The sequence below is a fragment of the Sphingomonas lacusdianchii genome, assembly GCF_022664395.1.
Lineage (GTDB): Bacteria > Pseudomonadota > Alphaproteobacteria > Sphingomonadales > Sphingomonadaceae > Sphingomonas > Sphingomonas lacusdianchii.
This window is the reverse complement of the sequence record NZ_JAKRET010000006.1, coordinates 71,246-86,926: the sequence shown is the minus strand read 5'-3', so window position 1 is coordinate 86,926 and position 15,681 is coordinate 71,246. Positions and strand designations below refer to the sequence as shown.

Annotated in this window: 14 protein-coding genes; 6 read left to right on the top strand and 8 right to left on the bottom strand. The window is 67.4% G+C overall.

Annotated elements, in window-relative coordinates:
* Positions 1-204 precede the first annotated feature (204 nt).
* From MF607_RS09985 to murB, 5 genes are all read right to left on the bottom strand, one after another.
* A complete protein-coding gene (locus MF607_RS09985; protein ID WP_242118150.1) occupies positions 205-1,902 on the bottom strand; it encodes a TolC family outer membrane protein in 1,698 nt (565 codons plus the stop codon).
* A 173-nt stretch (positions 1,903-2,075) separates the two neighbouring features.
* Complete coding sequence (locus tag MF607_RS09980; protein WP_242118147.1) at positions 2,076-3,461, bottom strand: HlyD family type I secretion periplasmic adaptor subunit; 1,386 nt, start codon at positions 3,459-3,461, stop codon at positions 2,076-2,078.
* A complete protein-coding gene (locus MF607_RS09975) occupies positions 3,458-5,302 on the bottom strand; it encodes a type I secretion system permease/ATPase (RefSeq protein ID WP_242118145.1) in 1,845 nt (614 codons plus the stop codon). Before MF607_RS09975 ends, MF607_RS09980 begins: the two co-directional genes overlap by 4 nt.
* A gap of 46 nt (positions 5,303-5,348) precedes the next feature.
* Complete coding sequence (locus MF607_RS09970; RefSeq protein ID WP_242118143.1) at positions 5,349-6,635, bottom strand: UDP-N-acetylglucosamine 1-carboxyvinyltransferase; 1,287 nt, start codon at positions 6,633-6,635, stop codon at positions 5,349-5,351.
* Complete coding sequence (gene murB, locus MF607_RS09965; protein WP_242118140.1) at positions 6,632-7,669, bottom strand: UDP-N-acetylmuramate dehydrogenase; 1,038 nt, start codon at positions 7,667-7,669, stop codon at positions 6,632-6,634. Before murB ends, MF607_RS09970 begins: the two co-directional genes overlap by 4 nt.
* A 426-nt stretch (positions 7,670-8,095) precedes the next feature.
* On the opposite strand from murB, the gene MF607_RS09960 reads away from it, so the two are divergent.
* The gene (locus MF607_RS09960; protein WP_242118138.1) at positions 8,096-9,076 is read left to right on the top strand and encodes an SDR family NAD(P)-dependent oxidoreductase; all 981 of its coding nucleotides are present in this window, start codon (positions 8,096-8,098) and stop codon (positions 9,074-9,076) included.
* A gap of 208 nt (positions 9,077-9,284) precedes the next feature.
* On the opposite strand, the gene dapE is transcribed toward MF607_RS09960, so the two are convergent.
* On the bottom strand, positions 9,285-10,415 hold the full coding sequence (gene dapE, locus MF607_RS09955) for a succinyl-diaminopimelate desuccinylase (protein ID WP_242118135.1): 1,131 nt from the start codon (positions 10,413-10,415) through the stop codon (positions 9,285-9,287).
* Positions 10,416-10,506: 91 nt separating this feature from the next.
* Between dapE and MF607_RS09950 the strand changes: the two genes are divergently transcribed.
* Positions 10,507-11,517 (top strand): esterase-like activity of phytase family protein, encoded by a 1,011-nt coding sequence (locus tag MF607_RS09950; protein WP_242118132.1) that lies wholly within the window; start codon positions 10,507-10,509, stop codon positions 11,515-11,517.
* Between the two features lie 187 nt (positions 11,518-11,704).
* Here MF607_RS09950 and rpmB read toward each other — a convergent pair whose 3' ends face one another.
* Positions 11,705-11,995 carry a 50S ribosomal protein L28 gene (gene rpmB, locus MF607_RS09945; RefSeq protein ID WP_242118130.1) on the bottom strand — a complete coding sequence of 97 codons (291 nt, stop codon included), beginning with the start codon at positions 11,993-11,995 and terminating at the stop codon, positions 11,705-11,707.
* Between rpmB and MF607_RS09940 the strand changes: the two genes are divergently transcribed.
* Together MF607_RS09940 and MF607_RS09935 are read left to right on the top strand one after the other, a co-directional pair.
* On the top strand, positions 11,985-12,395 hold the full coding sequence (locus MF607_RS09940; protein ID WP_242118128.1) for a hypothetical protein: 411 nt from the start codon (positions 11,985-11,987) through the stop codon (positions 12,393-12,395). The genes rpmB and MF607_RS09940 overlap by 11 nt on opposite strands.
* A gap of 60 nt (positions 12,396-12,455) precedes the next feature.
* Complete coding sequence (locus tag MF607_RS09935; protein WP_242118484.1) at positions 12,456-12,887, top strand: nucleoside deaminase; 432 nt, start codon at positions 12,456-12,458, stop codon at positions 12,885-12,887.
* A 135-nt stretch (positions 12,888-13,022) separates the two neighbouring features.
* On the opposite strand, the gene MF607_RS09930 is transcribed toward MF607_RS09935, so the two are convergent.
* The gene (locus MF607_RS09930) at positions 13,023-13,700 is read right to left on the bottom strand and encodes a YiaD family glycine zipper/OmpA-like lipoprotein (RefSeq protein ID WP_242118125.1); all 678 of its coding nucleotides are present in this window, start codon (positions 13,698-13,700) and stop codon (positions 13,023-13,025) included.
* 172 nt (positions 13,701-13,872) lie between these two features.
* Here MF607_RS09930 and MF607_RS09925 point away from each other — a divergent pair, with 172 nt between their 5' ends.
* Complete coding sequence (locus MF607_RS09925; protein WP_242118481.1) at positions 13,873-15,177, top strand: hemolysin family protein; 1,305 nt, start codon at positions 13,873-13,875, stop codon at positions 15,175-15,177.
* Between the two features lie 3 nt (positions 15,178-15,180).
* Complete coding sequence (locus tag MF607_RS09920) at positions 15,181-15,654, top strand: STM3941 family protein (RefSeq protein ID WP_347340878.1); 474 nt, start codon at positions 15,181-15,183, stop codon at positions 15,652-15,654.
* The last annotated feature ends 27 nt before the right edge of the window (positions 15,655-15,681 follow it).

Here is a 15,681-nt window from a genome sequence, read left to right as displayed (position 1 = left end):
TCTTTGCGGAGCAAAGGCTTATTCGGAGCTGGGTGAGGGGTGTTGCGCTCGCCGAAGCGAGCGCGCGAGCCTTTGGCTCGCCCCAGCCTCAGTCAAGCTGTACTAGCCAGCACGCTGGCAAGGTCCGCCTAGCGCTTTCCTACTGCCAACCCCAACGCCCGGTCAAACCCGCGACCGGACCCGAAGCCCGGGCGCGAACCGACCTCAATCCTCCTTGCGCACCGCCGCCGGGTTGCGCCGCGTCGAGGGCGGCGCGGCATCTTCGGGCGGCAGCGCGACCGCGCCCGGATCGCCGAGCATCGGCAGTCCGGTGCCGAGCGGACGGCCGGGCAGCGGGGCGGTCGGCGGCAGCAGGTTCGGCGGGCCGGCGACCGGCACTTCCGGCGGCGCCTTGGGATCGTCGGGCGCGCGCGCCAGCTTGTCGAGCACGCTGACGAAGGGCTGGAAGGGATCGATCTGCATCGCCTTCTGCTTCTTCAGGTTGCGCTCCATGTCATAGGTCGCGGCACCCGGATTGAGCAGCGCGGTTTCCAGCCGGCCGATATAGGTCAGCAGCGTCGCCTGCGAGCTGTAGCGCTGATATTCGGCATTCGCGACCAGCTGCTGCGCGTTCAGGAGCCGCTGTTCCGAATCGAGCACTTCGAAGTTCGACCGGAAGCCTTCCTGGAACCCGCGCCGGACACCCTCCAGCGCGCGGGCCGCCGCCTCGACGCTGCGCAGGCCGATGCTTTGCTGTTCGCCCGACGAGATCGTCTGGTTCCATGCCTGTTGCACCTGCGACGTCACGCCGCGCCGGGTCGCCTCGACGGTGAAGGCCTGTGCCTGCTGGTTGGCCAGCGCCGCCCGGACGCGCGAATCGACGACGCCACCGGTCAGCAGCGGCACGGTCAGCGTCGCCGATGCGCTCGCGCCGCGCCGCAGATTGTCGAATCCGATGCCGTTCGGGTCGTTGATCCCGATCGACGCATCGGCGCTGAGCACCGGATTGCGCTCCGCACGCTCGGCGGCGACGCGCGCCCGCGCACCGCGTTCGTTCAGGATCGCCTGCCACAGCGCCGGGCTTTCCTGTTCCGCACCGCGATAGGCGAGGTCGATCGAGGCCGGAATACCCGGCAGGATCGGCGGCGGAGTAAGATTGCCCGGATTGCGGCCGACCGCCGCGGCAAAACGTGCGCGGCTGCGCTGCAGATTCGCCTCGCCCTGCGCCAGCTGCGCCTGCACGAGGCCGAGTTGTGCCTGTGCCTGGTTGATGTCGGTCTGGGTCAGGTCGCCGGCACGTTCGCGCGCCTGTGCCTGATCGACCTGCCGCTGGTACGAATCGACCGAGCGGCGCTGGATCGCGATCAGCGTCTGGTCGCGCAGCACCGATGCATAGGCATCGACGACCTCGAACAGGATGAAGCTTTCGACCTCGCGCAGCCGTTCGCGCGCCGACAGCACGTCGGCTTCCGCCGCCGAGACCTGCGCGGCGGTGCGCCCGCCATTGAACAGGATCTGCGACGCGGTCAGCGACGCACCGGTCGCACGATTCCGGTTGGTGACGAGGTCGTTGAAGAAGATCTGGCGCTGGACCTGTTCCTGATAGCGTACCGTGCCGACCACGCTCGAGCGCAGGCGGTAGGGCGAGCTTGCCTGGATCACGGTCTCGTCGATCGCCCGCAGCTGGGCACGTTGTGCCTCGAGCTGGGGATTGTGGCGATAGGCATCGGCGACCGCCTCGGCCAGCGTCTCGGTCCGCGCAGTCGGGTCGGCCGGCAGCGTCGGCATTTCCAGCGATACCGGATCCGACCGCATCGCGGCCGGGGCGGGCGGCGTCGGCCGGGTGACCGGCCGCGTCGTCGGGCGCGCGACCTGCGCCATCGCCGGCGTGACTCCGGTCAGCGCGACCGACAGCAGCAGCATTGCTCGCGAACCAAATCCCGCCGGCATAAAATCCCCCTTGTCAGGACCATCCCCCGGCTTCCCTGTCCGGGCGGGCGGTCGTGTCGATGCCGCGATCCTTATCGCAGCGCCCGACGGATGTAACCATGATAAGTGCCGGACGCGGCGCGTTTGCGCGCGTCCGGCACGGTCGATCAACGCTCGTGCAGCGACCGGCGGAATGCCTCGGTCAGCGGATCGAGCATATATTGCAGCGCGGTGCGCGGACGCAGCTTGACCAGCACGCTGACCGGCACACCGGCGCGGATGCCGGTGTCGGCGCCACGCACTTCCTTCAGCATCGCGATCTGCGACTGCGGTACGACGATTTCGGCGGTGAAGTAGCTGCGGCCCGACTTTTCATCGACCAGGCTGTCCGCCGACACGTTGCGGATATTGCCGAGCAGGATCGGCAGATCGCGTTCGTGCAGGTTCAGGAACTTCACTTCGGCCTGACGCCCTTCATAGACGCCGTCGATGTCGCTCGGGTCGAAATTGGCGCGCACGACCAGCGGCGCGGCATCGGGAACGATGTCGAGGATCGGTTGCCCCGCCTGCACCACGCCGCCTTCGGAAAACACGCGCAGTTCAACGACGCGCCCCGATACCGGCGCGCGGATGACGGTGCGTTCCAGCTGTTCCTTGGCGGCCAGCCATTTCGGCATGACCTCGTTCAGCTGGAACTGCGTGTCGCGCAGCAGGGGCGCCGCGTCCTCGACATAGCGGCGCGACGTCGCGATCGACGATTCGCGGGCCTGCCCGACCTGTTCGCGCGCCGCGGCGGCACGCGATGCATAATCGGCATCGGCACCCTGCAACTGCTGGATCGAGCGTTCGATCTGGCGGACCGAGTTGCGCGACACATAGCCTTCATCGGCCAGCCGCTTGGTGCTGGCCAGCTGTTCCTCGAGCGAGCGACGCTGTTCGGCGGTGGCACGTGCCTGCGCCGAAAAACCGCCGATGCTCTGCGATGCTTCGGCCTGTTGCTGGCGGATCACGGCGCGGTTGGCCGCCAGCGCATTGTTGCGGGCGTTCTGCTGGGCAAGCTGCAACGTCTTGGCGCGTTCGACAAGGATGCGGTCGTCCCCGGTCGCCTGCGCGAAGCTCGCCGGCCACTGGATCGGCGTGCCGCGAATCTCCGATTCCAGCCGTGCGCGCTGCGCCTGCAGGTCGATCACGCTGCCCGCCAGCGCGCGCTCGGTCGCCTGGACCTCGGCACCGCGCAGGCGGATGATGACCTGCCCCTGCTTGACGTGCTGACCCTCGCGGACGTCGAGATGCTCGACATAGCCGCCGTCGCGATGCTGTACCGTCTGGCGGTTGCCCGACACCACGACCCGGCCATCGCCCGCCGCCGCCGCGTCGAGTCGGGCGAACGATGCCCAACCCAGCAGCACGACGAAGAACAGCACGGCGATGATGATGCCGGTGCGCAGCGCCTTGTTGGGCGAATCGTCGATTTCCAGCCGTTCGCGGATCGCTTGCGACACCGGTATGATATTCTGCCCCGACTGGGGGGCATTGACCAATTCGCCGCTCACGCTTCACCTCCATTGGCGCGGTTGCCGCCGGCCGCGGCATCCGTCCCGTCATTGCCCGGCAGCGGCGGGGCGGGCGGCGGGGTCGCCGGTCCCTTGCCTGCCGGGGGCGGGGTTGCGCCGCCCGGCGCACCCGCGCCCTGCTGTTCCATCTGCGGTGCCGCCGGGCGGATCACCTTGCTGCGATCGTCATAGATCTGGATCACGCCGTCGCGCAGCAGCATCACCTTGTCGACCGCCTGCAACAGGCCGGTGCGGTGCGTCGACACGACCACCGTCGCGCCGCGTTCGCGCAGATGGGCGAGCGTTTCCATCAACCGCCCCTCGGCACTGATGTCGAGATGCGCATTGGGTTCGTCGAGGAACAGGATGCGCGGCGACCCGAACAGCGCGCGCGCCAGCGCCACGACCTGCCGCTGCCCGGCGGACAGGCCGCCGCCCTCGCGCATCGCCAGCTGCGTGTCGTACCCGCGTTCGAACCGCAGGATCAGGTCGTGCGCCCCGGCCAGCTGCGCGGCGGTCACCACCTGCGCGTCCAGCTCCTGGCCGCTCAATCCTTCGAACTGGCGGAAGCGCGAGATGTTCGAATGGACCGTCGCCGGGAACAGTGTCGGCGTCTGCGGCATATAGCCCAGATGCCGGCCCAGCTCCTCGCGGTTCCAGTCGTTCAGGCTGGCGCCGTCGACGCGGATCTCGCCCTCGTCGGGGTCGATCGCTCCGGCCAGCGCGCGCAGCAGCGTCGACTTGCCGGCGCCCGACGGCCCGACCAGCGCGACGATCGTGCCCGGTTCGATGGTGAAGCTCAGCTTGTTGAGCAGCACCCGGTCCGATCCGGGAACGCGGACGGTCAGGTTGTCGACCTCGATCCGCCCGAGCGGATCGGGCAGCGACGTGCGCTGCACCGTCACGTCGGGCAGGCGGCAGAACTCGTTCAGACCCTTATAGGCGTTCTGCGCGCTGATGACGTTCTTCAGCGCGTTGAGGATCTGTTCGACCGGCTGCAGCGCGCGGCCGAGGATCAGCGACGCCGCAAAGATCGCGCCGCCCGAAATCTGCTGGTTGATCGCCAGATAGGCACCCAGCGCCAGCGCCATCGACTGCAGGAACAGGCGGAAGAATTTGGTGATCGCGAGGAAGATGCCCGACGTGCCGGCGATATCGCCCTGCGCCCGGACCAGATCGGCGCGTTCGACCAGATGGCGAGTGACCAGCGCGCTGCGCATGCCCAGCGCGCGGGCGACTTCGGACGCCTGGATCGAATAATCCTGCGAACGATACGCCATGTTGGTCCGCTGCCCGACCTCGTTCAGCCGCCCCTTGGTCGTCTTGTCGCTGAGCACCGCCAGCGTGATGAGCAGCGCCGAGCTGAGCAGCGCCAGCAATCCGATCAGCGGGTGGAGCAGGTACGAGATGATGATGTAGATCGGCGCCCATGGCGCGTCGAACATCGCGATGATCGCCGGCCCGGTCAGCGTGCCGCGCAGCGTGTCGAAATCGCGCATCGCCTGCGCCCGCTGCGCCGGCGTCGCGCCGTTGGCGCCGAGAATGCGGTGCAGGATGTTGCCCGCCGCCATCTTTTCCAGCCGCATGCTTGCCTGGAGCAGCAGCTTCATACGCACCGTGTCGAGTGCTGCGAAGACGATCAGCGATATCGCGAGGATCAGCGACAGGACCAGCAACGTCGCCGTGCCGCGCGTCGGCACGACCCGGTCGTACACCTGCAACATGAAGATCGAGGGCACGAGGTACAGGATGTTGATCAGCCCTGAAAAGATGCCGGTGGCGATGAAATGCCGCCGGCATTTGCGCAGGGCTGCCTGCAACGGGTTCGATTCGTAGGACATGGGAAGAAGCCGAATCCCTTTAAAACGGGCCAGTTATGTGCGCGCGTTATGAACCATGATAGGCAAGCGTAGCGTTAAGACTGCGCGCCTTCTCGAGAAATTTATCATAGCCGCGTTCGATCTGCCACGCATCGCTGATCCGTGTCTGTCCCGCGGCTTTCATACCAAGTAATGCCAGTGCCGCACCCGCGCGTAGATCGGCGGCGCGGACATCGGCCCCGACCAGCGTCTGCGTGCCGATGATATGCGCGGTGCCGTCGCGTACGAAGCTCTCGACCCCCATCCGCCCGAAATCGGGAAGATAGGCATAGCGCCCGGCGAACCGCAGGTCGACGATCCGCGATTCGCCGCGCGCACAGGCGCCGAGCGCCGCGAACAGCGGCTGCATGTCCGAATTGATCCCCGGATAGGGGCCGGTGCTGATTTCGACCGGATAGGGCCGGCCCGACCGGACGATCGCGACATTGCCGTCGCGAAAGATCCGCGCGCCGCTTTCGCGCAGGAAGATCAGTGGCACTTCGAGATCCTCGAACGGAAAGTCGCGGATCTCGACGTCGCCGCCGGTGATGACCGACCCGACCAGCCACGTCATCGCTTCCATATTGTCGGGCATCACCCGCCAACCGGTCCCGGCGAGGTCGGGCGCGCCGGTGATCTCGATGCTCTCCTGCCCGAATACCGTGATCGTCGCCCCCATCGTGCGCAGGAACGCGCACAGGTCGAGGATTTCGGGCCGGATATGCGGGTTCCACAACCGCGTCGTGCCCTTTGCCAGCGACGCGACCAGCAGCGCATTCTCGGTCGCGCCGGTCGATCGCAGCGGCAGCACGATTTCCGCGCCGGTCAGCCCGTCCGGCGCCTCGGCAAAGAGCCGACCATCCTTGCCCCACACCCGCGCGCCTAGCCGGGTCAGCACCAGTTCGTGCAGGTCATAGCCGCGCCCGCCCAGATCGCATCCGCCGGGCAGGGGGACGCTGCCGGCCCCGGTCCGTGCGACCAGCGCGCCGAGGATCAGCAATGTGTTGCGGATCGACCGCCCGTCCCACACCAGTTCGCTCGGCGGCGGCGCGGCTTCCTCGATGGTCAGCGCGCCGTGCGCGACGGTGCAGCGTTTGCCCAGCGCCTCCAGCATTCCGACATGAACCTGCGCGTCGAGCAGTCCTTGCGGATAATTGTCGAGCACGATCCGCTCGGGCGTCAGCAGCGACGCCGCCATCAGCCGCAACACGCTGTTCTTGGCGCCGCTCACCGTGACGATGCCTTCGAGCTGCGACGGCTCGACGGTCAGGATGCGGTCGGTCGGCTGGGCGGCGTCGAAAGGCTGGTCGGTCATGCAATGGCTCCCGGCAGCGCCCGGTCGCCGAGCAGTTCGGCCACTTCATGCGCGGGACGCATGACGCCGTCGGGGGCGAGGTGGCGGACTTCGGCGTCCATGGCAATGCCCGACAGGTCGGCGACCGATCGCCGTGCCAGCCGGATCAGCTGCAACACGTCCTCGGCCCGCGCGCCGCCGTTATTGACGATGAAATTGGCGTGGTCGGGCGAAATCTGCGCGCCGCCCGCCGCTACGCCCTTCAATCCCGCGCGTTCGATGGCGAGTCCGGGCGGGCCGATCTGCGCATAGAGCGCGGGATCGCTGACGAACACCGAACCGCAATTGGCGCGCACCCGCGGGAATTTGGCCCGCCGCGCGGCCAGGATCGACAACGCCTCGCGCCGCATTTCACGAGCGTCGCCGGGCGTGAAGCGCAACTGTGCCGACACGACGATCAGATCGCCGCGCTGCAATCGCGACGCGCGATAGCGATAGTCGAGCTGCTCCTGTGTCAGCCGGTGCATGCGACCCTGATGGTCGATCGCATCGACATGCACGACATTCTCGCCGATGCCCCGGCGCTGGCTGCCGCCGTTCATGGTGACGAGGCCGCCCAGGGTGCCCGGAATGCCGATCGCATGGACCGCGCCGGCCATGCCCCAATCGATCACCTGCCGTACGAACGCCGGCACCCACATGCCCGCGCCCGCCTCGACCGTCGCTTCGTCCAGCCGGCGGATGCCGCCCAGTCCGCGACCGATGCGCAGCACGACGCCGCGAAACCCGGCATCGTCGAACAACAGGTTCGACCCGTCGCCGATCACGATATGGCGTGCGTCGTGCGCGGCGATCATCGCCAATGCGGCGGCCAGCGTGTCGACCGATTGCGGCGTGACGACGATATCGGCCGGCCCACCGATCCCCCAGCGGCCGAGCGACGCCAGCGGCACGTCGGTCGCGACCGCAGCAGCGGGAAGCGCGTGCCGCAATGCGGCGAGGACGTCGGCATCGGGCGCATGGCCCCGCGGGGCGAGATCGGCAGCGAAAGTCATCCGTCCCTGTTCCCCGTTGGCCCGACGATCCCGGCACCTGCCGCGTTCGCCTTGTGCCGGCCCAGATCCCCTGGCGTTGCGGTGCCGGGCAAGGTCGTTGACCGGCAGTGCATTAGATCGTCCGGTCCGACAGGTCCAGCCCCGCCGCTCCGACCGCCCAAGTCCATGGAAAGGCGATAGCAAGACGACCATGCCAATTTATTAACGGCCCCCGGCATAGCTCGCTGTCCTGGCGACCATGCGACTTGCATGGCGGGGGATGGCCGATATGCTACGTGCTCCATTGTGTCTTCATGCGTATGCCGATGTTGCACCGCGGCACGATATCAACATGTTGCGGTAAAGGAAACGGACGATGCGCAACCTTGGACCGGGTCCGGCGACCCCGATCGTTCCATCGGCTCGCCTCGTGACGGGGCGCTGCTGATGTCAGTACCGATTCTGGTGACCGGCGCTGCCGGCTTTATCGGCCATGCCGTCGCCCATCGTCTGCTCGCGCGCGGCGAACGGGTGCTCGGCATCGACATCGTCAACGACTATTACGACGTGACGCTGAAGGAAGCGCGCCTCGCGACGTTCGACGGGGTCGACGGCTTCGCCTTTCACCGGATCGACGTCGCCGATGCCGATGCGGTCGCCGCGCTGGTCCGCGATCATGGCGTGCGCCGCGTCGTCCATCTGGCGGCGCAGGCGGGGGTCCGGCACAGCATCGACAACCCCTTCGCCTATGAACGCTCGAACGTCGGCGGCCATCTCGCCATCCTCGAGGCGTGCCGTCACGCCCCCGGCTTCGAACATCTGGTCTATGCCTCGTCCAGTTCGGTCTATGGCGACAAGCCGATGGGCGGGGAGGGGTTTCGCGAGGATGAACCGGCCAATCGCCCGGTCTCGCTCTATGCCGCGACCAAGCGCGCCTGCGAATTGATGAGCCAGTCGTACGCGCATCTGTATCGCATGCCGCAGACCGGCCTGCGCTTCTTCACCGTCTATGGCCCATGGGGCCGGCCCGACATGGCCTATTTCAGCTTCACGAACAAAATCGTCGCGGGAGCACCGATCGAGGTGTTCGGCGAAGGCCGCATGGCCCGCGATTTCACCTATATCGACGACATCGTCGACGGCATTGTCGGCGCGCTCGACCATCCGCCCGAGCCGGGCGGCCACCGCGTCCTCAATATCGGCGGCAGCCAGCCGGTCGGGCTGATGGACATGATCGAAACGCTCGAACACGCGATCGGGCGCGAGGCGGTGAAGATCATGAAGCCGATGCAACCCGGTGACGTCACCTCGACCTATGCCGATGTGTCGCAACTCCACGCGCTGACCGGCTATGAACCGAAAGTGCGGCTGGCCGAGGGGCTCGGCCGTTTCGCGCAGTGGTACAAGGGCTATTACAAGGTCAACTGACCGGGCTTCGTCACTCCCGCGCAGTCGAGACCTATATAACTGTCCGCTTTATCGTATCCCCGCGAAGGCGGGGATCCAGAGTCACACTCGCAAACCGTTGTCTTGCTTGGCCCTGGACCCCCGCCTGCGCGGGGGTACGGAAGGGTTTCAGGATGGGTGGAAAATTTTGGCAAAGGTCTCGGCTGCGCAGGAATGACGACGAGCGGGCCTACTCCCCCGCCAACGCCGCCCGCACGATATCGACATACACCGCCTCCAGCAGCCGCAAATCGTCGATCGCCACCGCCTCGTCCACCTTGTGCATCGTCGCGTTGAGCAGCCCGAACTCGACCGTCGGGCACAGCGCCGACAGGAAGCGTGCGTCGGACGTGCCCCCGGTCGTCGACAATTCCGGCGCCAGCCCGGTATGCTTGCCGATCGCATCGGCGATCAGCGTCGAGAACGCGCCCGGCGCGGTCAGGAACGCCTCGCCCGATACCCGTCCGACCACCTGCGCGTCCGGCGCATGCGACCGCACGATGCCTGTGATCCGCTCGACCAGCGCGTCGCCGCGCTGTTCGTCGTTGAACCGGATCGACAGCCGCGCCGCCGCATGGCCGGGAATGACATTGGTCGCCGGGTTGCCGACGGTCAGGTCGGTGATCTCGATGTTCGACGGCTGGAACCACGCATTGCCGCCATCGAGCACGATGCCCTCGATCTCGTGCAGCGCCGCGATCAACGGGGTGATCGGGTTGTCGGCCAGATGCGGATAGGCGACATGCCCCTGCCGCCCGGGCACGTCGATCCAGATATTGACCGACCCGCGCCGCCCAATCTTTATCATGTCGCCCAGCTGGTGCTGCGACGTCGGCTCGCCGACCAGGCACAAATCGGGTCTGATGCCACGCGTGGCCATGTGATCGATCAGCGCGCGGGTGCCATAGACCGCCGGTCCTTCCTCGTCGCCGGTGATGATCAGGCTGATCGTGCCCGCATCGACCGGTACTCGCGCCGCCGCCGCGACGAACGCCGCGACCGCGCCCTTCATGTCGACCGCGCCGCGCCCGAACACCAGCCCGTCGCGGATCGTGCCGCCGAACGGATCGCCCTGCCATCCGGTACCGGCGGGCACGACATCGACATGGCCGGCAAAGGCGAAATGCCGGCCGCCTGTCCCGCGTACCGCCAGCAAATTTTCGACCGGCCCGTCGGGCGCCTCGCCGACCGTGAACCGGTCGACCGCAAAGCCGATCGCCGTCAGTTCGGTCTCCAGCACGTCGAAGACGCTGCCGGTCGCCGGGGTCACGCTGTCACAGGCGATCAGGCGGCAGGTCAGGTCGACGACATCGGCAGGCATAACGGTCTCCACGCACATTTCGTCGCGGCTGTAGCGTCTGCGCGGGCAAACGCCACTGGCGCTTGGGGCATGGGACGCTACAGCCGGGGCGATGCGGGTTCTCTTCGTCCTATTCGCGGTGCTGCTGCTGGTCCCCGGCTGGAGCGGGTCCGAACGCCTGCCGCTCTATGCGAAGGTGCCGACGATCACCGCCGAACGGGTCGCGCTCTATCCCAAAAACTCGAAGCGGCGCGATCTGGGGCCGTTCACCTATCTCGGCGGCGTGGTCCTGCGCGGCAACGATCCGGCATTTGGCGGCTTTTCGTCGATGCATGTCGATGGCGACCGGTTCAGCCTGTTGTCCGACGGCGGATCGCTGGTGCAGTTCACCATGGGCGCCGACTGGACCCCGCGCGACGTCGCGGTGCGCGAGATCGCCGGGCCCGGCACCGGCTGGGAAAAACGCGACCGCGACACCGAATCGCTCGCGGTCCGCCCCGACGGGTCGGTGCTGGTCGGCTATGAACGCCATAACCAGATCTGGCGCTTCAACGCCGACCTGTCGCGTCCGCTATCGCATGCCGCCCCGCGCCTCATGGCCGAATGGTCGGCGAACAGCGGTGCGGAGGCGATGGCGCAACTGCACGACGGCAGCGTGATCGTGCTTAGCGAAAGCAACGGCAAGAAGGGGCGGCGCGGCTACAGCGCGATCCGCTTCCTCGGCGATCCTACCGATCCGCGGACGCCGCGCTACGGCTTCCGCTACGCGCCGCCCGCCAGTTTCGTGAACACCGACGCGGTGCAATTGCCCGACGGGCGGCTGCTGGTGCTGACCCGCCGGACGCGGCTGAAGGACTTCTTCACCACCGGCATCGAACTCGTCGACATCCGCGGCGTCCGTCCCGACCAGTCGCTACGCGGCCGTACGCTCGCCCGGCTCGCTCCGCCGACGTTGCACGACAATTTCGAGGCGATGGCTCTCACCCGCGAAAACGGCCGCCTGATCCTGTGGCTGGCGACCGACGACAACCAATCGATGCTGCAACGCTCGCTGCTGCTGAAATTCGCGGTCGGCCCGCTGCCCGAGTCGTGGAAGCCGAAGCCGAAGCGGAACCGCCGCTGACCCCATAGTGCCCGCGCGCAGGCGGGGGCCCGGAGCCAAGCGAAGCAACGGTCTAAGCCGATGACCTCGGCCCCGGCGTGTCAGGCGCACCTTGACGGCCATTCCCGAACGCGCCCCGCCGTCATCGACGACAAAACCCCCGGCGCCGCTGGGGCGCCGGGGGCATATCTCGCGTCACCCGAACCGCTTATGCGGCGGTGGCAACCTTCTTCGCGACGTCGCGCTTCAGGCGACGGGCGCGCAGCGACAGGTCGTCGTCGCGGGTCTTGAGCAGCCAGTTGTCGAGGCCGCCGACATGCTCGACCGAGCGCAGGCCGTGCGTCGACACGCGCAGGCGGATCGACCGCTCCAGCGCTTCCGACATCAGCGTCACATTCTGCAGGTTCGGCAGGAAGGTGCGCTTGGTCTTGTTGTTGGCGTGGGAAACATTGTGACCCACCTGCCGGCCCTTGCCGGTCAGCTCGCAGATGCGCGACATGATGTTGATCCTGATTCTGTGTCGGGACACATGCCCCGGAAAGACGGCGCGGATAGCGTCGAACGGCGCGGACGTCAACCGTCCGCCGCGCGTGCAACCCTCGCCGCCGCCGCCGCGTTGTTACGCCATCGATTCGGATAGTGGCAAGTCGCAAGGGAGTGGCGGAATGCGCGCAATATTGGTTCTGCTGGGCGTCGCGGCGCTGATCGTTGCCGCCCTGATGGCCTTTGGTTTCATCGGCATCGACCAGACGCGCCCGGCCTCGATGCCGCAGGTCAGGCTCGAGGGCGGGCAGGCGCCGAAGTTCGACGTCGATGTCGGCCGGGTCGATGTCGGCACCGTCAACCGCACGGTCGAGGTGCCCGCGATCAAGGTCGAGCGTCCCGCCAACGCGCAATAACCCGCTGGCCGCCGCCGGTCCCGGCTGGCAAGGGGATGCGCGATGTTCGACGCATCCCCCATGCAGGCGGCGCTCGCCGCCGCCCGTGCCGCGGCCGACGCCGGCGAGGTGCCGGTCGGCGCGGTCGTGCTGCGACAGGGCAGGGTGATCGCGACCGCCGCCAACGCGCCGCGCACGCTGAACGACCCGACCGCCCATGCCGAGATGCTCGCAATCCGCGCGGCTGCGCAGGCGCTGGGACGCGACCGGTTGGAAGACTGCGACCTTTGGGTCACGCTCGAACCCTGTGCGATGTGCGCCGGGGCCATCGCCCATGCTCGCATCGCCCGGCTCTATTATGGCGCCGATGATCCGAAGGGCGGGGCGGTCGCCCATGGCCCGCGCTTCTTCGGGCAGCCGACCTGCCACCACCGCCCCGACATCTATTCGGGGATCGGCGAGGTCGAGGCCGCGGCGCTGCTCCGCGACTTTTTCGGGCAGCGGCGATGCTGAGGCGGATCCAGCAAGGCTGGATCAATGCGGTGCCGGCCCGCTCCCCCACCCGGCCACCCATTCAGGATACACTGTGGGTGGTCGGGAGGGGGAGCGGGCCGGCACCGCTCCTATCCGGCTTTGCCGGATCAGGATCTAGCGCAGGTCGTTCTGCGCGATCGGCACGATCTTGATCTCGACCCGCCGGTTTTCCGACCGGCCTTCCTCGGTTTCGTTCGACGCGATCGGCTGCGTCTCGCCGAAGCCGCGCGTGCCGATCCGCGCCGATTGCACGCCCTGGCTGGTCAGATAGCTCGCGACGGCTCCCGCACGACGTTCCGACAGCGTCTGGTTGTACGCGTCCGATCCCGTCGAATCGGTATGGCCGTACACGTCGATATAGGTCTGGTTATATTCCTTCAGCACGTCCGCCACCTGATCCAGCGTCGGCCGGAACTGCGGCTGCACATTGGCACTGTCGGTCGCGAAGGTGATGCCCGAGGGCATGTTCAGCACCAGATCGTCGCCACGCCGCGTCACTTCGACATCGGTGCCGGCGGTGCGGGCGCGCAGGTCGCGCTCCTGCTTGTCCATATAGGCGCCGATGCCGGCCCCGGCCAAACCGCCGATGCCCGCACCGAGGATCTTTTCGGTGCGGTCGCGCCGGCCGCCGACGAGGTCGCCGAGCAGATAGCCGCCGACCGCGCCGCCGATGCCGCCGATCGCCGCGCGCGAGATGCTGCGCTGCCCGGTTTCGGGGTCGGTGACGCAGGCCGAGGTCAGCATCGCCGCCGACAGCGCGCCGGCCACCCACATTTTCGAACGAGCCGCCATCATATCCTCCATGGTATTCGATTTCATCGTCGCCCGGGAAAACCGGGCAGGCGGGTCGTTGTTCCGCAACCGTTTTGAACGGACGCTGACCGATGCGTTCATCAAATCGTGTCGCGGGCACGACTCGCCGGTTGTGCCGGACGCGGCATTGCGGCATGGGTGGGTCAGTTCGATGGAACCTCTCTCACCCTTCCCCTGGTTCGACGTCGTCATCATCCTCGCGCTGGTGGCGTTGAACGGCGTGTTCGCCATGTCCGAACTCGCCATCGTGTCCGCGCGCAAGGCCCGGCTGGAGGGACTGGCGCGCGCCGGCGGGCGCGGTGCCGCCACCGCGATGCGACTGGCCGACGATCCCGGCAAGTTCCTGTCGACCGTCCAGATCGGCATCACCCTCATCGGCATCCTGTCGGGCGCCTATTCGGGGGCCAGCCTCGGCGGGCCGGTCGGCGAACGGATGGTGCTGCTCGGCCTGCCGCCCTCGCTGGCCGAGAATGTCGGCTTCGGCGTGGTGATCGGCGTGACCACCTTCGCCAGCCTCGTCATCGGCGAACTGGTGCCCAAGCAGTTCGCATTGCGCAGCCCGGAGCCGATCGCGGTGCTGGTCGCACTGCCGATGCTGTGGCTGTCGCGGATCACCGCGCCGTTCGTCTGGCTGCTCGACACGACGTCGTCGCTGATCTTCAAGCTGCTGCGCATGAACCGTGAGTCCGAAAACCGGGTGACGGCGGAGGAACTGCACCTGCTGGTCGCCGAAGCCAGCAAATCGGGCGTGATCGAGGAACATGAACGCTCGATCATCTCGGGCGTCGTCCGCCTCGCCGACCGCCCGGTGCGCGAGGTCATGACGCCACGCACCGAGGTCGAATGGCTCGACGTCACCCTCGACGAAGCCGGCATCCGCGCGGCGATGGCGGCGACGCCGCACACCCGCCTGCCGATTGCCGAAGGATCGGTCGACGCGGTGATCGGCGTGGTGCAGGCGCGCGATATCGTCGCGGCGCTGTGCCGGGGCGAACCGCTCGACCTGCGCACGTTGCTCCACGAAGCGCCGGTGCTGCCCGATCAGGTCGACGCGATGGACGCGCTGCAGGCGATCCGCCGCGCCGCCGTGCCGATGGGCCTTGTCCACGACGAATATGGCCATTTCGAAGGGATCGTGACCCCCGCCGACCTGCTGCGCGCGATCGCCGGCGATTTCGCATCGGACGCGGAGGAGGGCGATCACCCGCATATCGTGCGCCGTGACGACGGGTCGCTGCTGGTCTCGGGCCAGACCCCGGCCGACCAGCTTGCCGAACGCATCGGCATCGACCTGCCCGAGGACCGCGACTATGCGACCGTCGCCGGCCTCGCGCTCGCCATCCTCAAGCATCTTCCGACCGAGGGCGAGCATTTCACCGAACAGGGCTGGCGCTTCGAAATCGTCGACATGGACGGGCGCAAGATCGACAAGCTGTTGGTCGAACAGGTCGAGTAGCGGATGTGGGTTGCGCGATCCTCACCTCTGCGATTGCTCGGCCTTCTAATTCTGCCACTCCTGTTCGCCGCGATCGGCGTTCTGATGATCATAGACGGCGACGTGATATTCGGCGTGGTCGGGCTGGTGGCCATTCTGGGGTTCGGAGCGGTCGGCCTGATCGTCCTCGGCCGCTTGCGCCGCGGTCGCGGAATCGAGATCGAGGTTTCGGGACACGGTATATGCTGGCGCGCGTGGAGCGACGACCTGATCGCATGGCAGGAGATACGCCATGCCGAAGTGCTTCGGCAGGGACGGCAACGGTATCTGTGTCTCTGGCTAAACCGGCAACCGGAATTCCGCACCCGCTTCGCCGTGCGCGGCGCAGCGCTGTCCAAATCCATGGGCTATGGCGACGTCGCACTGAACACGATTGGAACGGACCGAACGCTCGACGATCTGGTTGATGCCGTCAGGCGGCATATCCCCGTTCACTAAAACCCCTTGGGCGCGATTTGCCGCTTT